Source organism: Amycolatopsis sp. cmx-4-83, from assembly GCF_046548815.1.
GTDB classification, from domain to species: domain Bacteria; phylum Actinomycetota; class Actinomycetes; order Mycobacteriales; family Pseudonocardiaceae; genus Amycolatopsis; species Amycolatopsis pretoriensis_A.
The window spans coordinates 697,868-720,123 of record NZ_JAEBEF010000001.1 but is presented as its reverse complement, the minus strand read 5'-3'; the positions used below and the strand labels follow the sequence as shown (position 1 = coordinate 720,123).

The 22,256-nt window shown below is 72.5% G+C and carries 21 protein-coding genes; 13 read left to right on the top strand and 8 right to left on the bottom strand.

The window, feature by feature from the left end; all coding sequences use genetic code 11:
• Positions 1 to 62: 62 nt before the first annotated feature.
• The 4 genes from ACLJQM_RS03695 to ACLJQM_RS03680 are packed head-to-tail and all read right to left on the bottom strand — an operon-like array spanning position 63 to position 5,420.
• Positions 63 to 371 carry a hypothetical protein gene (locus ACLJQM_RS03695; protein ID WP_247014718.1) on the bottom strand — a complete coding sequence of 103 codons (309 nt, stop codon included), beginning with the start codon at positions 369 to 371 and terminating at the stop codon, positions 63 to 65.
• A gap of 49 nt (positions 372 to 420) precedes the next feature.
• The gene (gene meaB, locus ACLJQM_RS03690; protein WP_410630144.1) at positions 421 to 1,416 is read right to left on the bottom strand and encodes a methylmalonyl Co-A mutase-associated GTPase MeaB; all 996 of its coding nucleotides are present in this window, start codon (positions 1,414 to 1,416) and stop codon (positions 421 to 423) included.
• 3 nt (positions 1,417 to 1,419) lie between these two features.
• Complete coding sequence (scpA, locus tag ACLJQM_RS03685) at positions 1,420 to 3,588, bottom strand: methylmalonyl-CoA mutase (RefSeq protein WP_410630143.1); 2,169 nt, start codon at positions 3,586 to 3,588, stop codon at positions 1,420 to 1,422.
• Positions 3,585 to 5,420: a methylmalonyl-CoA mutase family protein gene (locus tag ACLJQM_RS03680; protein ID WP_410630142.1), complete on the bottom strand. Its 1,836-nt coding sequence runs from the start codon at positions 5,418 to 5,420 to the stop codon at positions 3,585 to 3,587. The genes scpA and ACLJQM_RS03680 overlap by 4 nt, the downstream gene beginning before the upstream one ends.
• Positions 5,421 to 5,559: 139 nt before the next feature.
• On the opposite strand from ACLJQM_RS03680, the gene ACLJQM_RS03675 reads away from it, so the two are divergent.
• A complete protein-coding gene (locus ACLJQM_RS03675) occupies positions 5,560 to 7,296 on the top strand; it encodes a serine/threonine-protein kinase (RefSeq protein WP_410630286.1) in 1,737 nt (578 codons plus the stop codon).
• On the opposite strand, the gene ACLJQM_RS03670 is transcribed toward ACLJQM_RS03675, so the two are convergent.
• Positions 7,293 to 7,934: a MerR family transcriptional regulator gene (locus ACLJQM_RS03670; RefSeq protein WP_247014722.1), complete on the bottom strand. Its 642-nt coding sequence runs from the start codon at positions 7,932 to 7,934 to the stop codon at positions 7,293 to 7,295. The two genes, ACLJQM_RS03675 and ACLJQM_RS03670, sit on opposite strands and share 4 nt — an antisense overlap.
• A gap of 108 nt (positions 7,935 to 8,042) precedes the next feature.
• Between ACLJQM_RS03670 and ACLJQM_RS03665 the strand changes: the two genes are divergently transcribed.
• From ACLJQM_RS03665 to ACLJQM_RS03655, 3 genes are read left to right on the top strand one after another with little or no spacing between them, the layout of a single operon-like run.
• A complete protein-coding gene (locus ACLJQM_RS03665) occupies positions 8,043 to 8,984 on the top strand; it encodes a hypothetical protein (RefSeq protein WP_410630141.1) in 942 nt (313 codons plus the stop codon).
• Entirely contained in the window at positions 8,981 to 9,403 is a 423-nt protein-coding gene (locus ACLJQM_RS03660; protein WP_410630140.1) for an ABA4-like family protein, read from the top strand. The genes ACLJQM_RS03665 and ACLJQM_RS03660 overlap by 4 nt, the downstream gene beginning before the upstream one ends.
• On the top strand, positions 9,396 to 10,175 hold the full coding sequence (locus ACLJQM_RS03655; protein ID WP_247014725.1) for a purine-nucleoside phosphorylase: 780 nt from the start codon (positions 9,396 to 9,398) through the stop codon (positions 10,173 to 10,175). The genes ACLJQM_RS03660 and ACLJQM_RS03655 overlap by 8 nt, the downstream gene beginning before the upstream one ends.
• Positions 10,176 to 10,253: 78 nt before the next feature.
• Here ACLJQM_RS03655 and ACLJQM_RS03650 read toward each other — a convergent pair whose 3' ends face one another.
• A complete protein-coding gene (locus ACLJQM_RS03650; protein WP_360772734.1) occupies positions 10,254 to 11,414 on the bottom strand; it encodes a glycosyltransferase in 1,161 nt (386 codons plus the stop codon).
• Between the two features lie 30 nt (positions 11,415 to 11,444).
• Here ACLJQM_RS03650 and ACLJQM_RS03645 point away from each other — a divergent pair, with 30 nt between their 5' ends.
• From ACLJQM_RS03645 to ACLJQM_RS03605, 9 genes are all read left to right on the top strand, one after another.
• Entirely contained in the window at positions 11,445 to 13,079 is a 1,635-nt protein-coding gene (locus ACLJQM_RS03645) for a phospho-sugar mutase (RefSeq protein ID WP_410630139.1), read from the top strand.
• Complete coding sequence (locus tag ACLJQM_RS03640) at positions 13,079 to 13,531, top strand: flavodoxin family protein (RefSeq protein WP_410630138.1); 453 nt, start codon at positions 13,079 to 13,081, stop codon at positions 13,529 to 13,531. Before ACLJQM_RS03645 ends, ACLJQM_RS03640 begins: the two co-directional genes overlap by 1 nt.
• A gap of 306 nt (positions 13,532 to 13,837) precedes the next feature.
• A complete protein-coding gene (locus tag ACLJQM_RS03635; RefSeq protein WP_360772743.1) occupies positions 13,838 to 14,242 on the top strand; it encodes an XRE family transcriptional regulator in 405 nt (134 codons plus the stop codon).
• Positions 14,239 to 14,760 carry a hypothetical protein gene (locus tag ACLJQM_RS03630; RefSeq protein WP_247014731.1) on the top strand — a complete coding sequence of 174 codons (522 nt, stop codon included), beginning with the start codon at positions 14,239 to 14,241 and terminating at the stop codon, positions 14,758 to 14,760. The genes ACLJQM_RS03635 and ACLJQM_RS03630 overlap by 4 nt, the downstream gene beginning before the upstream one ends.
• The gene (locus ACLJQM_RS03625; RefSeq protein WP_360772745.1) at positions 14,757 to 15,872 is read left to right on the top strand and encodes an MAB_1171c family putative transporter; all 1,116 of its coding nucleotides are present in this window, start codon (positions 14,757 to 14,759) and stop codon (positions 15,870 to 15,872) included. Before ACLJQM_RS03630 ends, ACLJQM_RS03625 begins: the two co-directional genes overlap by 4 nt.
• A 1-nt stretch (position 15,873) precedes the next feature.
• On the top strand, positions 15,874 to 17,040 hold the full coding sequence (locus ACLJQM_RS03620) for an amidohydrolase family protein (RefSeq protein WP_410630137.1): 1,167 nt from the start codon (positions 15,874 to 15,876) through the stop codon (positions 17,038 to 17,040).
• A 351-nt stretch (positions 17,041 to 17,391) separates the two neighbouring features.
• Positions 17,392 to 17,781 carry a hypothetical protein gene (locus tag ACLJQM_RS03615; RefSeq protein WP_410630136.1) on the top strand — a complete coding sequence of 130 codons (390 nt, stop codon included), beginning with the start codon at positions 17,392 to 17,394 and terminating at the stop codon, positions 17,779 to 17,781.
• Between the two features lie 26 nt (positions 17,782 to 17,807).
• Positions 17,808 to 19,097, top strand: a complete 1,290-nt coding sequence (gene hisS, locus ACLJQM_RS03610) for a histidine--tRNA ligase (protein ID WP_360772754.1) — start codon at positions 17,808 to 17,810, stop codon at positions 19,095 to 19,097.
• 32 nt (positions 19,098 to 19,129) lie between these two features.
• Complete coding sequence (locus ACLJQM_RS03605; protein ID WP_410630135.1) at positions 19,130 to 20,371, top strand: HEAT repeat domain-containing protein; 1,242 nt, start codon at positions 19,130 to 19,132, stop codon at positions 20,369 to 20,371.
• Here ACLJQM_RS03605 and ACLJQM_RS03600 read toward each other — a convergent pair.
• Positions 20,355 to 21,563 carry a sensor histidine kinase gene (locus ACLJQM_RS03600; RefSeq protein ID WP_410630134.1) on the bottom strand — a complete coding sequence of 403 codons (1,209 nt, stop codon included), beginning with the start codon at positions 21,561 to 21,563 and terminating at the stop codon, positions 20,355 to 20,357. The genes ACLJQM_RS03605 and ACLJQM_RS03600 overlap by 17 nt on opposite strands.
• The gene (locus tag ACLJQM_RS03595; protein WP_247025352.1) at positions 21,560 to 22,207 is read right to left on the bottom strand and encodes a response regulator transcription factor; all 648 of its coding nucleotides are present in this window, start codon (positions 22,205 to 22,207) and stop codon (positions 21,560 to 21,562) included. The genes ACLJQM_RS03600 and ACLJQM_RS03595 overlap by 4 nt, the downstream gene beginning before the upstream one ends.
• Positions 22,208 to 22,256: the final 49 nt, after the last annotated feature.

Genomic DNA, 22,256 nt, shown 5'->3' with positions numbered 1-22,256 from the left:
CTAGATGGCCGGTAGCGGATCTGCGTTGAACGGCGTGCAGTAGTTCGGTTACGCCGAACGCTTCAGGACTTCTTCGCCTTCTTCGAACGGATCCGCCGTCCCCAGACGACGATGCCGAGCAGAACGACCGCGATCAGGCCGGCGACCAGCTTGTTCTTCGTCTTCTCGGTGTTGGCCTTGTCGGTCTGGGCCGGGTCGAGCACCGGGCCCGGTGGCTGGGTCTGCGCCGGCACCGGCGCCGCCGCGTGCGCCGAAGACACCACGGTCACCGAAACGGCCGCCGTACGCACCGGCTCGGCCAGCGCGGGCGACGCGGTGAACAGCACCGCACCGAGCACCCCGACCAGGACCAGACCCCGCAGCTTCGCCATGTCATCCCTTCGCCACGACCAGGCATTCTGCCCGCGGAACGCCCGCGCGTCAGCCACCACGGGGTGGACCGAACGCGTCGAGGATCCGCTGCGCACCGAGGGTAGCCGTCAGTTCACCGTCGCGCACCGCCCGTTCGACGTCGGGAACGACCGTTCGCACGTCCGGATGCGCCGCCAGGCGACTGAGCAACTGTTCGCGCACCATCGCCCACGTCCAGTCGACCTGCTGCTGCCGGCGGCGCGCTTCCAGCTCGCCGGACGCCGAAAGCGTGTCACGGTGCTTCTCGATCGCGCCCCAGACCTCGTCCAGGCGCAGGTTGTGCAGGCCGCTGCAGGTGAGCACCGGCGGGGTCCACGCCGCGTCGGGACCGTAGATCATCCGCAGCGCGCCCGAAAGCTCACGGGCCGCCCGTTTCGCGTCCCGTTCGTGGTCGCCGTCGGCCTTGTTGACGGCGATGACGTCGGCGAGCTCCAGCACGCCCTTCTTGATGCCTTGGAGCTGGTCACCGGTGCGTGCGAGGGTCAGGAACAGGAAGCAGTCGACCATGTTCGCCACGGTCACCTCGGACTGCCCGACGCCGACCGTCTCGACCAGCACGATGTCGTAGCCGGCGGCCTCCATCAGCACGATCGTCTCGCGGGTCGCCCGCGCGACGCCGCCGAGCGTGCCCGACGTCGGCGACGGCCGGATGAACGCCCGTTCGTCGACCGCCAGGCGCGCCATCCGGGTCTTGTCGCCGAGGATCGACCCGCCGGTCCGCGTGGACGACGGGTCGACGGCGAGCACGGCCACCTTGTGCCCGGCCGCCGTCAGGTCGGTGCCCAGCTGGTCGATGAACGTCGACTTGCCGACCCCGGGGACGCCGGTGATGCCGACGCGCTGGGCCCCGCCGGCCGCGGGCAGCACCTCGATCAGCAGTTCCTGCGCCTGCGCCCGGTGGTCCTCCCGCTGCGACTCGACGAGCGTGATGGCCTTCGACAGCGTCCCGCGGTCCCCCGCGAGGACCCCTTTGGCGTAGGCGCCGACGTCGATCTTGCGCGGCAAGGGTCAGGACTCCTGCGCCGACAGCTGGCCGAGCAGGTCGATGGCCGCGTCCGCGAGCACCGTGCCCGGGCCGAAGATCGCCGCCGCGCCGGCTTCGCGCAGCGCCGGGTAGTCCTGCGGCGGGATGACGCCGCCGACGACCACCATGATGTCCTCGCGGCCCAGCTCGGCGAGCTCGTGGCGCAGCGCCGGCACCAGCGAGAGGTGCCCGGCGGCCAGCGACGAGACGCCGACGACGTGCACGTCCGCCTCGATCGCCTGGCGGGCGACCTCGGCCGGGGTGGAGAACAGCGGGCCGACGTCGACGTCGAAGCCGATGTCGGCGAAGCCGGTGGCGATCACCTTCTGGCCGCGGTCGTGGCCGTCCTGGCCCATCTTCGCGACCAGGATACGGGGGCGGCGGCCCTCGTCCTCGGCGAACTTCTCGACCAGCTCACGAGCCTGCTCGACGTTCTGCGACTTACCCACCTCTTCGCGGTAGACGCCCGAAATCGTCCGGATCTGCCCGGAGTGGCGGCCCCACAGCTTCTCGAGCGCGTCGGAGATCTCGCCGACGGTCGCCTTCGCGCGGGCCGCTCCGATCGCCAGCTCCAGCAGGTTGCCGCCGTTGCCGGCCCCCTCGGTGAGCCGCCGCAACGCGTCCTCGGTCGCCTGCGGGTCACGCTCTTCGCGCAGCCGCCGCAGCTTCTCCAGCTGCTGGGTACGGACGCCGGCGTTGTCGACCTTGAGGACTTCGATGTCCTCATCTCCGGTGACCTGGTACTTGTTCACGCCGATGACCGGCTGGCGGCCGGAGTCGATGCGCGCCTGGGTGCGCGCGGCGGCTTCCTCGATGCGCAGCTTGGGGATGCCCGCGTCGATCGCCTTGGCCATGCCGCCGGCCTGCTCGACCTCGCTGATGTGGCCCCACGCCTTGCGCGCGAGGTCGTAGGTCAGCTTCTCGACGAAGGCGCTGCCGCCCCACGGGTCGATCACGCGGGTGGTGCCGGATTCCTGCTGCAGCAGCAGCTGCGTGTTGCGGGCGATCCGTGCGGAGAAGTCCGTCGGCAGCGCGAGCGCCTCGTCTAGGGCGTTCGTGTGCAGCGACTGCGTGTGCCCCTGGGTCGCGGCCATCGCCTCGACGCAGGTGCGCACGACGTTGTTGTAGACGTCCTGCGCGGTCAGCGACCAGCCCGACGTCTGGGAGTGCGTCCGCAGCGAAAGCGACTTCGGCGACTTCGGGTCGAAGCCCTTCACCAGCTTCGCCCACAGGAGGCGCGCCGCGCGCAGCTTCGCGACCTCCATGAAGAAGTTCATGCCGATCGCCCAGAAGAACGACAGCCGAGGCGCGAACTTGTCCACGCCGAGCCCGGCGTCGACGCCGGAGCGGAGGTACTCGACGCCGTCGGCGAGGGTGTAGGCCAGCTCCAGGTCGGCCGTCGCCCCCGCTTCCTGCATGTGGTAGCCGGAGATGGAGATCGAGTTGTACTTCGGCATGTGCTGCGAAGTGAAGGAGAAGATGTCGGAGATGATCCGCATCGAGGGCTGCGGCGGGTAGATGTAGGTGTTGCGGACCATGAACTCCTTGAGGATGTCGTTCTGGATGGTCCCCGCGAGCTGCTCCGGCCGCACCCCCTGTTCCTCGGCCGCGACGACGTAGAGCGCCAGCACCGGCAGCACCGCGCCGTTCATGGTCATCGACACCGACATCTTGTCGAGCGGGATGCCGTCGAAGAGCTGGCGCATGTCGTAGATGGAGTCGATGGCGACGCCCGCCATGCCGACGTCGCCGGAGACGCGCGGGTGGTCGGAGTCGTAGCCGCGGTGGGTGGCCAGGTCGAAGGCGACCGACAGGCCCTTCTGGCCGGCGGCGAGGTTGCGCCGGTAGAAGGCGTTGGACTCCTCGGCGGTGGAGAAGCCGGCGTACTGGCGGATGGTCCAGGGCTGGTTGACGTACATCGTCGGGTACGGCCCGCGCAGGAAGGGCGCGATGCCGGGGTAGGTGCCCAGGAAGTCCACATCGGACAGGTCGGCGGCGGTGTAGACCGGCTTGACGCCGATGCCCTCCGGCGTCTCCCAGTCGAGCGCGTCCGGGCCCTTGCCGGTGGCTTCCTGCACGGCCTCGGCCCAGGCCTCGCGGTCGGCGGGCGACGGCGTGCCGAGGTCGAGACCGGCGAAGTTCGGGATGCTCATCGGGTGACTCCCAGCTTGGCGTGCAGGCCGTTGAGGACGTCGAGGGCGTCGCAGCCGGCGAAGACGTTGCCGTCCACGCCGTCGAAGGAGCCCTTGCCCGCCAGCAGTACGTGGTCGGCACCGAGCGACCCGGCGACCTCGGCCGCCTTTGCCGCGTAGGCGTCGTCGGTGCCGCAGAGGCAGGCGATCTTCGCGCCGGACGCGCGGAACGCGCCGGGCAGGTCGTCGGTCGCGCCCGGGTTGACGGCTTCGATCCCGCCGGCCTGGAACAGGTTGGCGGCGAACCCGGCGCGCGCGGTGTGCGCGGCGACCGGGCCGAGGGTGGCGAGGAAGATCTTGGGCCGCTCGCCGTGCGAAGCGAGGTACGCGTCCGACGCGTCGCGGAGGGCTTCGAAGCCTTCGGCGTACCGGTGCCGCGGCAGCCCGCCCTCCACTGTGGACCCGGCCGGCTCCCGGGTGACCGGCTTCTCGGCCAGGTTCGGGAACTCGCTGACGCCGGTGAGCGGGTCGCGGCGGGTGGCGATCCGCCGGGACCGCTTCTCCCACGTCTCGGCCAGCCGCGCGGCCAGTGCGCCCGAGGAAAGCTCCTCGACCAGGTCGCCCGCGCCTTCGATGGCGGTGAACTCGGCCCAGGCCGCGTGCGCGAGGTCGTCGGTGAGCTTCTCGACGTACCAGGAACCGCCCGCGGGGTCGACCACGCCGGCCAGCTTGGACTCCTCCAGCAGCACGGCGTGGGTGTTGCGGGCGATCCGCGCGGAGAACGCGTCCGGCTTGCCGATGGCGGCGTCGAACGGCAGCACGGTGACCGCGTCCGCGCCGCCGACACCGGCGCCGAAGCACGCGACGGTCGTGCGCAGCATGTTCACCCACGGGTCGCGCCGGGTGAGCATCGACGGCGACGTCACGGCGTGCTGGCGCATCGGCGAGGTGAAGCCGCAGACCTCGGCGACGCGGGCCCACAGGCGGCGGGCCGCGCGCAGCTTGGCGATGGTGGAGAACTGGTCGGCGGTCGCGGCGATCCGGAATTCCAGCTGGCCGGCGGCGGCTTCGGCGTCGAGACCCGCGTCGGTCAGCGCCCGCAGGTAGGAGACGCCGGCGGCGACCAGCGCGCCCAGTTCCTGCGCGTCCGAGCCGCCCGCTTCGTGGAACGGCAGGCCGTCGGCGACGATCGTGCGCACCTTCGGGTACTTCGCGGCGACACGCGCGGCGAGCGCGGCGGCCGGTCCGAGGTCGGCGGGCGCACCGGACCGGGCCGCCAGCCCGATCGGGTCCGCGCCCAGCACAGCGGTGGCCTCGCTCGCCGGGATCTCGCGTTCGTCGAACAGCGCCAGCAGTTCCGCGGCGGCGGCTTCGAACTCGGCGCCCGCGTCCAGGACCACCGGCGCGAGGTCGAGGTAGACCTCGTTGAGCGCGTCGGCCAGCGCGGCCGGCGGCACGGTCAGCCAGAGCGACGTCACGCCGCCTTCGAGGTCGGCCAGGATCGCCTTGTTGACCGCGCGGCCGTCTTCGCCGGTGAACCGGGCGCGGACGTCCCAGCCGGTGCTGACCTGGCCTTCCGGCCGCGCGCCGCGCACGTAGGGCGGCAGGCCGGGGAAGCCGGTTTCGCCGGGGACGTCGTCCGCGGTGTACAGCGGCTGGATCTCGATCCCGTCGTAGGTCCGCGTGACGAGCTTGCTCTCCGGGGCGCCCGCGAAGTCCTCCGGCAGCTTGCCGCTCTTGCGCAGGACACCCGCCACGAGCTCCTGCCACTGCCCGCGCGTCGCCTGGGGGAACTCGGCCGCCAGGTCGAGTTCGGAGATCGGCACTGACTCCGGACCGGCCACTTCAGTCATACCCAGTGATGGTAGAGGCACTCGCCGCGCTCGCCCTGTGAGTCTGGTCGCGCTAGGGGTGGCGGCCCGGGGAGGTTAGGGGCCGGTGGCGCGGGTACGACACAATTGCCCCGTGCCCCCCTCCAGCGAAGAGACACGAGTGGTCGCCGGTCGCTACCGGCTGCGTTCGGTGCTCGGCTCCGGGTCGATGGGCACCGTCTGGTCGGCCTACGACGAGTTCCTGCACCGCCAGGTGGCCGTCAAGGAGATGAAGGTGCCGCCGGGCATCCCGGCGTCGCAGGCGGACGAGCTGCGGGAGCGCACGCTGCGCGAGGCCCGCGCCATCGCCGTGCTGTCCCACCCGAACGTGATCATCCTGCACGACGTCGCCCGAGAGGACGACCAGCCGTTCGTGGTGATGGAGCTGCTGCCCTCGCGCAGCCTGGCGCACATCCTGCGCGACCACGGGCCGCTGACCGTCGAGCAGGCCGCCGCCGTCGGCATCGCCGTGGCGTCCGCGCTGGAGGCCGCGCACGCCGCCGGGATCACCCACCGCGACGTCAAGCCGGGCAACGTCCTGGTCGCCAGCGACGGCCGGATCAAGCTGACCGACTTCGGCATCGCCCGCAACGTCTCCGAGGCGACCATGACCCGCACCGGGATCATGCTCGGCTCCCCCGCCTACATCGCGCCGGAGGTCGCTTCCGGCGGCGCCGTCATCCCGGCCGCCGACCTGTGGGGCCTCGGCGCGACGCTGTTCGCCGCGGTCGAGGGCGCGCCGCCGTACGACGCCGACGGCGACCCGCTGGAGACCGTCGGCAAGGTCGTCAACGGCAAGGTGCCCAAGCCGAAGGCCGGGCCGCTCGCCGAGGTCATCTCCGCGCTGATGAAGAAGGAGCCCGGAGACCGGATCACCCTGCGCGAGGTCCGCCACCGGCTCTACCCGCTGCAGTCGAAGACGCCGCTCGACCTGTTCGGGGCCGAGCTGTTCCGCACCCCGGACGGCAAGAAGACGTCCGCGCAGCCGGACGCGACCGACACCCAGGTGATCAAGACCGTCCTGCCCGAGAAGGGCGGGGACAAGGCGGAGAAGAAGGCCGAAGGCTCGAGCAGCGAGCTCGCCACCGACCCCGGCCCGCTGCCGTTCCTGCGCCCGCCCGCGCCGGCCCCGGCACCCGAGCCGCCGCCGACGGTCTTCGTCGCCCCGATCCGGCCCGCCCGCCGCGGCGCCCGGGCCACCGCGGTGCTCATCGCGCTGGCGATCCTGCTCTTCCTGGTCGCGGCCGGCGGCGGGTTCGCGCTGGCCAGGACGGTCGGCGGCCAGTCGCTGCTGCCGCCGGCGGCCGAGCCGCGGAACACGTCGAACGGCCTCACCGACGTCCCGCCGCCGTCCCTGGTCCGCCAGTCCGGCGACGCGAGCTACGCGACCGGCGAAGGCGGCCAGTTCGGCCTCGACGTGCCGCAGGGCTGGCAGAAGTTCGTCGCGCCCCACAACACCACGAAGTTCGGGGCGAGCACGGCCGTCCAGTACGTCTCCCCGGACGGCCGCCGCTCGATCCGGGTCGAGCGGCTGGCGAACTACTTCGGCAAGTTCCCGGACGACGCCGAGTACGTCGACTGGCTGAAGCAGACGTACTCCGGCGAGGGGTTCGAGCTGTTCGGGCCGTCCCCGGACGCGGGCGGCAAGGGCACCACGTTCACCTACCGCACACTGGAGAGCGGCCTGCTCCCGGGCAACGGCGACGACGGCCGCGTCACGCGGGTGACGTTCATGAACCTGGTCCGGGCGGGCGACAGCCTGTGGGCGTTGTCGGTGACGGCACCGGTCGAGCAGGAGGACGCGACCCGGCGGGACGTCTTCGACCGCGTGGCGCCCACGCTGACCGTCTCGGACTAGCGCGCCCGGCGGCCCAGCACCTCGCGGGAGACGTGCTCCTGCGCGAGGTGGCGCAGGCCGGTGAAGATGCGGTCGCCCAGGACCGTCGCGATCAGGCCGGCCTCGATGATCTTGTCGAACGACGTCAGCCCGGTCACCACCTCGACGTCCAGCTCCGCGACCCGGAGCGCCAGCGCGAAGTACTCGTCGAGGCGATCGGCGAGCTTCTCGTGCCCGAGCTCCTTCGCCGTGGCCAGCGCGGCGATCAGGTTGGCCGTCGCACGGTCCTCGGCGCCGTGCCACTTCCAGCCGTACCGCCGGGCGAGCTCCTGCAACAGCTCCGCCGCCCACTCCGCGGCCTCCTCGGACACCTTCGGCGGTTCGCCGGCCAGCTCCAGCTGGACGACGCCCATCGTTTCGTGCGGGGTCCGGTCGTCCTCGATCGCGTTCAGCACGGCGCCGACGGAGGCCAGCGGGAGGCCGCCGACGTCGGTGAGCGCCTTGATCAGCCGCAGGCGCTGGACGTGGTCCGGGGAGTACCGCGCCTGGTTCGGGCTGGTGCGCTCCCCGGGCGGGAGCAGGCCTTCGCGCAGGTAGTACTTGACGGTCGCGACCGGCACCCCCGACTCGGCGCTCAGTTCGGCCATCCGCATGCGCATCCGCTCCGATCCCAGGGTTCCCCTCGGGGGCAACCCTGAAGACTTCTCAGCATGGAGAGCTTAACTTCCCATAACGGAGAGCTTGACTATCCATTCTGGGAGGGAACCATGACCATCCTTGCCGACGTCCGGAGCAGAACGCGCGGGTGGCACCGGCCGTCCGCGGTCTTCGCCGCCACCCTCGGGGCCATCGCGGTGCTGTGCGTGGCCGCGCTGGTCGTCGACCAGCGGACCCTCGCCGGAGCGCCGATCTGGGCCAAGCCGTTCAAGTTCGCCGTCTCCGGCGCGCTCTACTTCGCCACGTGGAGCTGGCTCGTCTCGCTGCTGCCGCGGTTCCGGCGCACGGCGGGGTGGCTGACGAACTTCCTGGTGGCGATCTTCGCCGCCGAGTACGTCCTGCTGACGTTCCAGGCCGCCCGCGGCCGCGCGAGCCACTTCAACATCGCGACCCCGCAGGACGAACTGCTGTACAACGTCATGGGCAAGATGATCATCGGGCTGCAGGCCGCCACGCTGGCGCTGACCGTGCTCGTGGTGTTCACCAAGCTCGAGGACCGGGCGAGCTTCTGGGCCGTGCGCGCCGGCGCCGTGCTGTCGCTGGCCGGGCTTTCGCTGGGCGTCCTGATGACGAGCCCGACCGCGCGGCAGCTCGCGCAGTGGCAGACCGGCGGGCACCCGGACATGGTCGGCGCGCACACCGTCGGGCTCGACGACGGCGGGCCGGGCCTGCCCGTCCTCGGCTGGAGCACGGTGGGCGGCGACCTGCGGATCCCGCACTTCGTCGGGATGCACGCGCTGCAGGCGCTGCCGCTGCTGGCCATCGGGCTCCTGGCCCTGGCTTCGCGCTTCCCGCGGCTGCGCGACGACGTCGTCCGCGCACGGCTCGTCCTGATCGGGGCCGCCGGGTACGCGGGGCTGACCGCGCTGGTGACGTGGCAGGCGCTGCGGGCGCAGTCGATCGTGCACCCGGACGCGGCGACGCTGGGTGCGGCCGCGCTGCTGGCCGGGGCGGTCGGACTGGGTTCGTGGGCCGCGGTGCGCGTCCGATGATCCTCTTCGACCTGGCGTTCCCGCTGGCCGCGCCGTTCTGGGCCCTGCTGATCTTCGCGCCGGACTGGCGGTGGACGGCCCGGATCATGGCGTCGCCGTGGGTGCCGCTGCTGCCGCTGGCCTGTTACTTCGCGCTCGTGCTGCCGCACTTCGGCGAGTGGGGGCGGGCGATGCTCTCCCCCGACCTCGGCGTGCTGCAGGCGCTGCTGGCCACGCCGTGGGGTGCCGGGCTGGTCTGGGCGCACCTCATCGCGTTCGACCTGTTCATCGCGCGGTGGATGTACTTCGAGGGGCGCGCGGTGGGGCTTTCGCCGTGGCTCGTCAGCCCGGTCCTGGCGGTGGCGATCTTCCTGTCGCCGTTCGGGCTGGTCGTGTTCCTGCTGGCGAGGAGCGTCCGGTTACGCTCGCGGCATGACTGAACAAGAGGCCGCGAGCGCCATCGCCCAGCGCACCGGCGTCGACGCGCACGACATCGCGGTGGTCCTGGGATCGGGCTGGCGCCCGGCGGCGGACGTCATCGGGGAGCACGAGACGGAGATCCCGTTCGCCGAACTGCCCGGCTTCACCACGCCCGGCGCGGTGGGGCACGGCGGAACCATCCGCTCGCTGAAGATCGGTGACAAGAACGTCCTGGTCATGCTGGGGCGGACGCACTTCTACGAGGGCAAGGGCATCGACCCGGTGGTGCACAACGTGCGCACCGCCGCGGCGGCCGGCGTCCGGACGGTGCTGCTGACGAACGCGGCGGGCGGCCTGCGCGAAGGGTTCCAGGTCGGGCAGCCGGTGCTGATCGCCGACCACCTGAACCTGACGGCGCGCTCGCCGATCGTCGGCGCGAACTTCGTCGACCTGACGGACCTGTATTCGGCGCGGCTGCGGAAGATCGCGCGTGAGATCGACCCGTCGCTCGAAGAAGGCGTCTACGCGGGCCTGACCGGGCCGCACTTCGAGACGCCGGCGGAGATCCGGATGCTGCGCACGCTGGGCGCGGACCTGGTCGGCATGTCGACGGTCCTGGAAGCCATCGCCGCCCGCGCGGCCGGCGTCGAGGTCTTCGGGCTGTCGCTGGTGACGAACCTGGCCGCGGGCATGACCGGCGAACCGCTGAACCACCAGGAAGTCCTGGAAGCGGGCCGCGCGGCGGCCACGAAGATGGGCTCCCTGCTCCGAGACCTCATCACCCACGCCTGACCCTGAACGCGCACTTTCACGTGAAAGTGATCCGGAGGCTGGTCTTCCGCATCACTTTCACGTGAAAGTGCGCTTGGGTCAGGCGAAGGTGGGGAGTTGCGCGGCGACGTCGGTGGGGGATGGCATCGCCGCTACTTCGGCCGCCAGGGCCCGGGTCGCGTCGGCGACCGCGGTGTCCGTGAGCAGGTGGCGGGCCTTCGCGGCCACGGCTTCGGCCGTGACCTCGGTGCCGAGCAGGCGGTCGCCGACGCCGGCCGCGACGACCGCGTCCGCGTTGCTGAACTGGTCCGCGCCCTGCGGCAGCAGGAGCTGCGGGAGGCCCGCGCCGAACGCGCCGAGCGTCGTGCCGCTGCCGCCGTGGTGCACCACCAGGTCGACGTGCGGGAGCAGCTCCGACTGCGGGACCCACGACTCGAGCCGGACGTTCTCCGGGACTTCGCCGAGCGCCGCCGGGTCGACCGTCGGGCCGGTGGCGACCAGGACGTCGACGTCCAAACCGGACAGACCGGCGATCGCCGCGCCGAGCACGCCCGCGTGGCCCATCGCCGTGCCGAGGGTCAGGTAGACCAGCGGCCGCCGCTTGCCGAGCACGCCCGCGGGCAGCTCGCCCGGCTCGCTCCAGCCGACCGGCCGCAACGGGACGCGGGTGGTGCGCGCCAGGAACCCGGGCTCCTGCACGGACTCCGGGCAGATGTCGATGAACGGGCCCGTGAACGCCAGGTCCTCCCCGACGTCGATCCCCAGCGTGGCACCGTGCGCGCGGATCGCGTCGCGGATCCGCGTCACCATCGGGTCTTCGCTCGACACGCGGCCGAACCCGTGCGCCACCACGGGGATCCCGGCCTTCATCGCGGCGAACGCGCCGCCGGAGTTGCCGGTCTCGCTCACCACCAGGTCCGGCCGGAAGTGGTCGAACAGCGGCAGCAGGTCGGCGATGAACCGCTCCGGCATGACCTCGCCGAACACCTTCGCCACGATGGGCCCGAGCACCTCGGGCGGGACCTCGCCAGGCGGGCGCCGCGGGCCGGGCGGCCCGGATTCGGCGAAGGCCGCCCCGAACGCGTCCTTGATCGCGAGCCCGGCGGCGGCCGTCTCGAGCCCGGCTTTCGTCAGCTGCGGCAGGAAGTCTTCCGAGGTGGCGAAGACGACGTCGTGGCCCGCGTCGCGCGCGGCGACCGCCAGCGGGACCAGAGGGAACGTGTGACCGAAGGACCCCAGTGAGGTGAAGAGCAAGCGCACTCACCCGACCCTAGCCCGTAGGCTGGCGCGGTGACAGTGAATTCCACCCTGCGTGACGCCGCCTTCCGCTGGATCGCCGACGACCCGGACGACGGCTCGCGCGCCGAGTTGCAGGACGTCCTCGCGAAGGCGATGGGCGGCGACGCCGCGGCCGAAGCCGACTTGGCCGACCGGATGGCCGGGCCGCTCGAGTTCGGCACCGCCGGCCTGCGCGGACCGGTGCGCGCCGGGCCGAACGGGATGAACGTCGCCGTCGTCACCCGCACCACGGCCGGGGTGGCCGCCTGGCTGACCGCGCACGGGCACGCGGGCGCGCTGGTCGTCGTCGGCCGTGACGCGCGGCACGGTTCGGAGGCGTTCGCGACCGCGGCCGCCGAAGTGCTCGCCGCGGCGGGCTTCGACGTCAAGGTGTTCCCGCGCCCGCTGCCGACGCCGGTGCTCGCGTTCGCCGTCGGGCGGCTCGGCGCGGTGGCCGGCATCCAGATCACCGCGTCGCACAACCCCCCGGCGGACAACGGGTACAAGCTCTACGACGCCACCGGCGGCCAGATCGTGCCGCCCTCCGACGGCGAGATCGAGCGCGCCATCCAGGCCGCGCCCGCCGCGGTGAGCGTGGAACGCGCCGCCGGCGCCGAGGTCGCCGACCTCGTCGACCGGTACCTCGACGAGGTCGCGACGCTGCCGCTCGGCTCGGGCCGCGCGATCCGGGTGGCCGCGACGGCGTTGCACGGCGTCGGCGCCGAAACGCTGCGCGCGGCGTTCGAGCGGGGCGGCTTCACCGACCTGCACCTGGTGACCGCGCAGTCCGCGCCGGACCCGGACTTCCCGACCGTGTCGTTCCCGAACCCCGAAGAGCCGGGCGCGACGGACCTGCTGCTGGCACTGGCGTCCGATGTGGACGCCGACCTGGCGGTCGCGCTCGACCCGGACGCCGACCGCTGCGCCCTCGGCGTGCGCGGGCGCGACGGGTCGTGGCGGATGCTGCGCGGCGACGAAACCGGCGTCCTGCTCGGCTCGTACGTCTTGTCCACAGTGGACCGGACGCTGCTGCCGGACCCGCTGGTGGCCACGACCATCGTGTCGTCGTCGCTGCTCGGCGAGATCGCCAAAGCCGAGGGCGCCCGCTACGCCGAGACGCTGACCGGGTTCAAGTGGCTGGTGCGCGCCGGCGAAGGGCTCGTGTTCGCCTACGAAGAGGCGCTCGGACTGTGCGTGAACCCGGGTTTCGTGCGCGACAAGGACGGCATCGCCGCCGCGACCCTGGCCGCCGGGCTCGCCGCGCAGCTCAAGGCGCAGGGCCGCACGCCGCTGGACGTGCTCGACGAGCTGGCGCAGCGCCACGGCGTCCACCTGACCGACCAGGTTTCCCTGCGCGTCACCGACCTCGCCGTCCGCGGGCAGCTGATGGCGAAGGTGCGGAAGTCGCCGCCGTCGCGGCTCGGGGGCACCGAGGTCGGCATCGAGGACCTGCTGCCGGACGCGGACGTCGTGCGCCTGGCCGGCGACGGCGTGCGCGTGGTGATCCGGCCGTCCGGGACCGAGCCGAAGCTGAAGGCGTACCTGCAGGTGGTGGCCCCGGTCACCGGCTCGCTCGACGACGCGCGCGAGGCGGCGCAGCGGCAGCTGGCGGCGGTGCGGGCGGACGTCGAGGAGCTGCTGGCCTGATGCCGCGGCTGCTGATCGTGCACCACACGCCGTCGCCGTCGACGCAGGCGCTGTTCGAAGCCGTGCTCGCGGGCGCGACGCACCCGGACATCGAGGGGGTGGAGGTCGTCCGCCGCGCGGCGCTGGCGGCGACCGTCCCCGACGTCCTCGAGGCGGACGGCTACCTGCTGGGCACGCCGGCGAACCTGGGCAGCATGAGCGGGGCGCTGAAGCACTTCTTCGACACCGTCTACTACCCCTGCCTGGACGCGACGCGGGGTCGCCCGTTCGGGTACTGGATCCACGGCGGCAGCGACACGTCGGGGACGGAACGGCAGCTGCGCTCCATCACCACGGGCCTGGCCTGGACCCAGGCGGCGGAACCGGTGATCAGCACCGGCGAACCGGACAAGACGACGCTCGAAGCCTGCACGGAACTGGGCGGCACGCTGGCCGCGACCCTGCTGAGCTGAGGGAACGGGGAAATAAGAAGGCCTGTCACCGGAAGCCCTGGGGGTCGACCTCCGGCAACAGGCCGTTACCAAGGGACCCACCCGAAGGCGATCGACCTTGGCCTGTGAAGCGTACTACAGACCGCCGATCATGACGAGCCGGAGGCGCGACAAGCCCCTCGCCTGGACTGTTCCGTACACCCCCAGGGCACGGACCGTCAGGCGAGAGGCGAGCCAACTGTAAACCACTGCATACGATAGCTGTCAACATGTGCGTACAGTGGTTTCCCGGCTAGAATTTTCACGGCGGAAACCTAGGGGGCGGGGATGGCACGGGAACGCACCTTCGCGGAACGGCTGAGTGCCCTGATCGAGGCGGCCCGGCTGGACGGCCGCGCGCCGCACAGCTACCGGGAGATCTCCGCCGCCGTCGAGCGCGCGGGCGGGCCGGCGATGTCGCCCGCCTACCTGCAGCAGCTGGCGACCGGGAAGCGGGTCAACCCGAAGATCCACTACGTCGAAGCGCTGGCGCGGCTGTTCGGCGTGCCGGTGACGTACTTCTTCGACGAGGAGGCGGCCGCGGCCCCGGCGGGCGAGGCCCAGCTGATGGCGATGCGGGCGCAGGAGCTCTCGCCGCAGGGCCGCCGTCAGGTGATGGACCTGCTCGACCTCGTCGAACGCTACGAGCGGGCCGAGCGCGAAGGCCGGAATCCGGAGGACGCCGCGCGATGAAGGAGCGGGAACTGCGCCGCCGGTGCCGGAAACTGCTGAAGGACCTCGACATCGGCCCCCCGCTCGACGTCGAGGTGCTGTGCGCGCGGCTCGGCGAGCGGCGCGGCAAGCCGATCCGGCTGATGGCGTACCCGCTCGAAGTGCCCGGCCCGTTCGGCTGCTGGATCGCGACGGCGGCCGCGGACTACATCTTCTACCAGGCCGAAACGACGAAATCCCACCAGGACCACATCATCCTGCACGAGCTCGGGCACATGCTGGCGGACCACCACCCGCACGGCGACGCCGAACCGGCGGACTTCCTGCGCGGCCCGGCGACGGATCTCGACCCGGATGCCGTCCACCGCGCCCTGCGGCGGTCGTCCTACGATGACGCGCACGAGTGGGAAGCCGAAACGGTCGCGACGATCATCCTCGAATGGGCGTCGGTCCTGAACTACACGATCCCCCGGCGCGCCGCGGACCGGGACCTACGCCGGATCCAGGGGGCGCTCGGCGATCACCAAGGGTGGTTGTGAGCACACTTTTCAGCCCCGTGAACCTGATCGCGATGGTGCTGTTCGCCGCCGCGCTCGCGTGGCGGATCTACCAGGTGCAGCGCGCGCCGACGGTGCCGAACTGGGCCGTGACGGCGTGCGTGGCCGGCTTCGCCGCGGCGTTCCTGCTGCAGCAGACGGCGATCTCCGACGAGGTCGACGCCCTCCTCGGCCGCGGCGCGGCGCGGGTGGCGAACAACGCGCTGCTGGCGTGCGGCCTCTGCGCGCTGGTGGTCTTCTTCCTCGGCTCCACGCTGGGGCCCCGCCGGTACCGCCGGGTGACGGCCGAGCTGGTGCCGCTGCTGGCGGCGATCGCGCTGATGATCGTCGCGATGGCCGTGACGCCGCCGCAGCTGCGCGGCCTGCCCCTGGGGCCGTCGACGGTCCACGACAGCGGGGTCGCGCTGTTCTACCTCGGCGCCGGGCTGTACCTGATCTACGGCCTGATCGCGTGCTCGGCGTGGATCGTGCGGTACCTGCGGGTGGCCGACCGGAACCTGCGGATCGGCCTCAAGCTGAGCGCGATCGGGATGGCCTGCGCGGCGGCGGGCAGCGTCTTCCGCGCGCTGTACATCGTGGTGGCGTGGGCGTTCGGGCCGGTGCTGAAGGTCCTGCTGCTGCTCGGCGTGCCGTTCGTGATCGTCGGCGGGATGCTGTTCCTGGCCGGCATGACCTACCCCGGCGTGCGAGCGCGGCTGTCGGCACTGCGCCGCCGCCGCCAGCACCGGCGCGAGCACCAGGCCCTCGCTCCACTGTGGACGCTGCTGGTCCGCGCGTTCCCCAGCATCGTGCTCCGGACGCCCCCGCGCCGCGACCGGTTCTCCCCGCGCGGCGTCCACCGCGTGCACTACCGCCGGGTGATCGAGATCCGGGACGGGCTGGTCCAGCTCTCCCCGTACCTGGCGGCGGACTTCGGCGAGGTCGTGGCCACCGACCCGGGCGCCGCGGCGGCCGCGCTGAAGACGGCGCTGGAGCGGCACGCGGCGGGCGAGGAGAACGACGGCCGCGCGAAGCAGGTCCTGCCCTCCCAAGCGGACGACATCGAATCCGACGTCCGGCCGCTGCTCGCGCTGTCCGCGGCGCTGGATTCGTGACGTGGAAACGCTGATCACGGCGGGCCGTGTCCTGCCCCGGCCGTCCGCTCCGGTGCTGGACGGCGCCGTGCTGGTGCGCGACGGCGTGATCGTGGCGGCCGGCGCGCGGGCGGACGTCGTCGCTCGAGCCGCGCCGGACGCGGTACGGCACGACTTCCCCACGGGGACCGCGCTGGCCGGGTTGTTCAACGTCCACGTGCACCTGGCTTTCGACGCTTCGCGGGAGATGCTGGCTCACTTTTCCGACGCTTCTTCGCCGCTGGAGGGTGCGCGCGCCCGGCTGAAGTCGATGCTGCGCAGCGGCGTGACGACGGTCCGCGACCTCGGCGACCGCGGTCACCTCGCCGCGGCGGTGCGCTCGTCGTTCGCGGGTGCGCCGGCGCCGCGGCTGCTGGTGTCGGGCCCGCCGATCACGGTCCCGGACGGGCATTGCCACTTCTTCGGCGGCGCGGTCACTTCGGACGCTTCGATCCGCGCGGTGATCGACTCGAACGCGGCGGCGGGCGCGGACGTGATCAAGGTGATGGCCAGCGGCGGCCAGATCACCGAGGGCGGGGCCGACATGTGGGAGTCGCAGTTCGACGCCCGGCAGCTGTCGGTGGTCGTCGCGCACGCGGCTTCGCACGGGTTGCCGGTGGCCGCGCACGCCCACGGCGCGGACGCGATCGAGGCGGCGGTGACGGCCGGGGTGTCGACGGTCGAGCACTGCAGCTTCCTGACCGGCCCCCGGACGTTCGACCGGCGCGACCCGGTGGCCGCGCGGATGGCTTCGTCGGGGATTTCGGCGTGCTCGACGAGCAGCCGCAACTGGCGGGTGATCGTCGAGAAGCTGGGCGAGGCCGCGGCGGAGGCCGTGTACGGGCGGCTGCCGTGGCTGGAGGAGCACGGGGTCCGGCTGCTGGCCGGGACGGACGCGGGGCTGCCGGGGTCGGTGTTCGACGACCCGGTGGGGGCGTTGGAGCTGTACGAGTGGCTCGGCTTCCCCCGGCGGCGGATCTTGGAGATCGCGACGTGCGATTCGGCGGCGGGCCTCGGCCTGTCGTCGGTGACCGGCCGGCTCGAGGCTGGGCTGGCGGCCGACGTGCTCGTGGTCGAGGGCGATCCGCTGGCTTCGCTCTCGGCGTTGCGCAACCCGCTGCTGGTGCTGGCTCGAGGACACGCGGCTTAGAGCGGCGGGAACCTCCCGGCGAGCGCGAAAGGACCACTCGCGCCGCCGGCCCGCGACGAAAGGACCGTTCGCGCTCCCCGCCGGCGCACGAAAGGACCACTCGCGCCGCACGCCGGGCACGAAAGGCACCACTCACCCGCCCAGCCGTCGCGAAAGGACCACTCGCGCCGCCAGCCCCTCAACCACCCGGCTCGAACCGCCCGCCCCCTCCCGCGCGTCCCCACCCCACTCACCTCACCGCGAGGCAAACTCCGCCTCGGCCCCGCCCCCGACCGGGGAACGCCCAGTTTGGTGACAGCGTTTTAAAACAGTGTTACAGTCGTTGCCACCAGACCGGACAAGGAGTCCCCCATGCACGGCCCCACTCAGCTCTTCACGGTGATCGCCCTGGTCTCGCTGCCCACCGTCATGTACGGCGGCTACGCACTCATGGGCGTGCTGCGCGACCGGAAGCTCACCGACCACCAGCGCGTGATGTTCCGGGCCGGCCACGCCCACGCCGGCGTCCTGCTGATCCTCGCCCTGGTCGCCCTGCAAATCCTCAGCCGCACCACCCTCGGCGACACCACGCTCTGGATCGCCTGCTTCCTCCTCCTCTTCGGCGTCCTCGCCCAGTCCGGCGGCTTCTTCCTGCACCTGCTCCCGAACAAGAACGAGCTCGGCGGCCGCGTCACCAGCGCCGGTGCCGTGCTCCTCGGAGCCGCCACGCTGCTCACCGCCTATGGGGTCGCCTTCGCCTGACGAAACCGGTCGTTAAGCTTGACGACGTGCCTGAATACCTGCCGACCGCGCCCTACAAGGGGACCCGGGACTTCCTGCCCGCCGAAATGTCCGTGCGGACCCAGGTGTTCGGTCATCTCTACGACGTCCTCGAGCGCCGCGGGTTCCTCCGCTACGACGGGCCGATCCTCGAATCCGCCGAGATCTACGAGCGGAAGTCCGGCCAGGAAATCGCCGACAAGCAGCTCTACACGCTCACCGACAAGGGCGGGCGGCGGCTGGCGCTGCGGCCCGAAATGACGCCGTCGGTCGCGCGGATGATCGCCGGGAGCGCCAAGTCGCTCTCCTTCCCCGTGCGCTGGTACAGCCACCCGAACTGCCACCGGTACGAGGCTCCGCAACGCGGGCGCGTGCGGGAGCACTGGCAGATCAACGCCGACATCTTCGGGTCGGACAGCGCCAACTGCGAGATCGAGATCTTCGAGCTGGTGCACGACCTGATGGCCGCGCTCGGGGCGACGCCGGACATGTTCGTGCTGCGCGTCAACGACCGGAACCTGCTGACGTCGGCGCTCACCGACGTCGCCGGGGTCTCCGAGGACCACCTCTCCCAGGTGTTCGCGCTCGTCGACCGGTGGGAGAAGTACCCGCGCGAGAAGCTCGCCGAGAGCGCCGGTGAGATCGGGTTGTCGGACAAGCAGTTCGAGAAGCTGGCCGAGACGCTCGGGGCGGGCGAGGCGCTGCTTGACGAGCTGCCCGCCGAAGTCCGTGCGCAGTCGAACCTGGTGAAGGTGCTGAACAGCAGCGCCAAGGACCTGGTCAAGTACGAGCCGATGATCGTGCGCGGGCTGGCGTACTACACGTCGACCGTGTTCGAGGTCTTCGACACCTCGCCGGAGAACCGCCGCGCGCTGTTCGGCGGCGGGCGCTACAGCGACCTCGCGTCGATGTTCACGCCGCAGCAGATCCCGGGCATCGGGTTCGGCATGGGCGACGTCACGCTGATCGACTTCCTCGCCACCCACGGCCTGACGCCGGCACCGCGCAGCGAGGTCGACGTCGTGGTCATCCCGGTGACCGAAGACCTCGAAGACCAGGCCCGGACGGTCGCGCGGGCGCTGCGCGCGGCGGGGCTGCGGACGTCGACGCCGATCGAGCACCGCAAGCTGGGCAAGGAACTCACCCGCGCGGACAAGGCGGGCGCGGCCGCGGTCGTGATCGTCGGCCAGGAGGACTGGACGGCCGGCGCCGTGACCGTCCGCAGCCTGGCCACGCGCGAGCAGAACCCGGTCGCGATCGCCGACGTCCCGGCGGCGGTCCAGGCGCTCCTGGCCTGAAACCGGCTCGACACCCCTGCCACGCTGGAGGGGTGTTCGACCTCGATCAGCTCACCACCGGCGACGTGCGGCGCTGGGCTCATTTCGACGTGCACTTCCGGCGCTGGTTGTGGCCCGTCGGACAGCGCCACACGCCGCGGCAGGAGCTGGTCCTCGCCGCGTGCTCCCGCAACGGCCACCACCGCGAAGCGTCGGTCCCCCGGCTCGCGGTCAGCCCCGACCCCGAGGCGTTGCCGCTGCTGCTGGTCCGCTGCGTCGACTGGGTCCGGCCGGTCCGGGAGGCGGCGCGGAAGGCGGTACTGTCCAAACTGGACGAATCGACCCTTCGCGACGTGCTGCCGCTGATCGGCGTCCTCCGGCGGCGGCAGGTCGACGACTGGATGACCACGCTGTTCCGCGACAACCTGGCGGCCGTGCTCGACGTCGCGCTGGCGCTGGACGACCTCGAAAGCCGCCGCTGGGCGCACGCGGAAGCGCTCGGCCTGCTCCCCCGCGAACGCCTCCTCGGCATCGCGCGGCGGGACCGCGACCTCGTGGTCCGCACGCTGTGCGGCACGGCGCTGCTCGACCGCGGCGAGTTCGTCGAAGAGCTCCTCGCCGCCGGGTCGCCGAAGGTCCGCACGCGCACGCTGACGCTCGTCGACCGGGCCACCGTCGAGGCCCACTTGGCGGACCGCTCCTCGGCGGTCCGCTCGATGGCCCAGTTCCTCGTCCGCGAGGCGGGCGGCGACCCCGCCCGGTGCTACCGGGCGCTGCCGGTGTCCCCCGCCGCGATCGCGGGGCTCGGCGAGACCGGCACCGCCGCCGATGCCGCGCGGCTGGAACAGGTCCTCACCGACGACCGGCCGCGGATCCGCGCGCTCGCCGTCCGCGGCCTGCGCCGGATCGCGCCGGACTCGGCGGCGGTGCGGCCGCTGCTGACCGACCCCTCGCCCGCGGTGCTCCGCCAGGTGGTGGCGTTCCTACGCGGCAAGCCGGTCGAGGTGGCGGTGCTGCGGGAGCTGCTCGGCGAGGACCGGCCGCTCCCCACCCGCCGGGCAGCCGCCTCGCTCCTGCGTGCCGGGGACACCTGGCTGCGGCTGCACACCGACCTCGCACTGCTGCGGGACGACGACCTGGCCGCCGACGCCCGCCGGGACCTGGCCGCCTGGCTGTCGCAGTCGGCCGGGATCTACACGGCGCCGCCACCGGAACTGGCCGCCGCGATCGAGGGCCTGCTCACCCGGCTGCCCGCGGAAACGGCCCGGCGGATCCGCTTCACACTCCCCCGCTGACGGCGTCGGCGCGCAGCAACGTCAGCGTGAACGTCGCTCCCGCGCCCGGCTGCCCGGCCGCCGCGATCGTGCCGCCGTGGCCCGTCACCACTTCGCGGACCAGGGCCAGGCCCAGGCCGAAGCGGCGGCCGTCGCCGTCGGAACCGCGGGCGAAGCGCTCGAAGATCCGGTCCGCCTCGGCCGCCGGGAAGCCGACGCCGGTGTCGCGGACGCGCAGCTCCACGTGCCGGTCGTCCGGGACGCCCAGCCACACCTCGATCGACCCGCCGGGCGGGGTGTGGCCGAGTGCGTTGTCCAGCAACGCCGAGAGCACCCGCCGCAACGCCGTCGGCACGCCCTGGACGACGTACGGCCGCCGCTCGCGGGTCACCGCCAGGCGGACCTGGCCCTGTCCGGCGCGGTCCGTCTCCGCCGCGACCGCTTCTTCCGCGAGCGACCCGAGGTCGACCAGCTCCAGCGACGTCCGATCGCCCGCCTGCGCCGACATCAGCAGGTCTTCGACGACTTCGCCGAGCTCCCGGGTGCCGCGGACCAGCTGCTCGAGGTCGTCCGCGTCCCGCCCCGACGCGCGCCGGGCCAGGAGCTGCGCGCGGGTGTGCAGGCGGGTCAGCGGGGCCCGGAGTTCGTGGGAGGCGTCGGCGACGAACGTCCGCTGCCGCCGCAGCGCGTCGGCCAGCGGGCGGATCGCGCGCCCGGCCATGACCCGGCCGCACAGCACCGCCGCGAGCAGCGCGAGCACCTCCGCGACGCCGAGGCCGAACACCAGCGAGGAGCGGTCCTGGATCTGGTAGACCTCTTCGAAGTACGCCTGCGACACGACGCCGCCGCGGTTCTCCACGCGGATCGTGTACGTCATCGCGCCGATCGGCCGCCGTTCGGTGTGGACGTCGCCGGGCGAAGGCACCGTGGCCGCCAGGGAAGCCAGCGGCATCCCGGCCGGCGGCGGCCCCGCGGGCGCGTGCAGCACCGGCGTGAACAGCCAGACGCAGCCGGGCGGGGTTTCCGCCGGGCCGAGCTGGATCGTCCGGGCCAGCACCCGGTCGGCGTCGGCGTGCTGCCCGGCCAGCAGGATCCCGTACGCGATCGCGCCCGCGACCGCGACGAGCAGCGACACCACCACGGAGATCTGCGCGGTGATCGCCCACCGCGCCCGCCGCAGGGCCCGGTCCTCGGGGTCGCCGCGGGGCCTCACACCGCGCCGATCTGGTACCCGAGGCCGTGCACGGTCCGCACGACGTCCCGGCCGAGCTTGCGCCGCAGGTAGTACACATATGTGTCCACAATGGACTCCCCGGTCGAGTCGGCGAAGACGTTGGTCCGCAGCGACGCGCGTGGGTGGATCGCCTTCGGCCGCTGCGCCAGCGTCCGCAGCAGCTCGAACTCCCGCCCGGACAGCGTGATCCGCTCGCCGCGCGGCAGCACGACCTCGTGCCGCCGCAGGTCGAGGGCCGCCGTGCCGAGCGGGAGGCTCTCCGCGCCTTCGAGGTCACGCCGGCCGAGCGCGCGCAGGCGGGCCAGCAGCTCCTCGGCCTCGAACGGCTTGACGAGGTAGTCGTCCGCACCCGCGTCGAGCCCGCCCACGCGGTCGGCCAGCTCGCCCAGCGCCGAGAGCACCAGCACCCGCGTGGTCACGGCCCTGGCCCGCAGCTGCCGCACCAGCTCCAGTCCGTCGAGCACCGGGAGGCGGCGATCGATGACCATCACGTCGTACCGCCCGGTGAGACCCAGGTGCAGCCCACGCTGCCCGTCGTGCGCCGCCTCGGTTTCGTAGCCTTCGTCGGCGAGCAGCTCGGCGAGCATGCCCGCCAGTTCGCGGTCGTCCTCGACCACGAGCACCCGCGGTTTCGTAGCCCCATCGTGCACGAGTCCATACTGGCAGTGATTT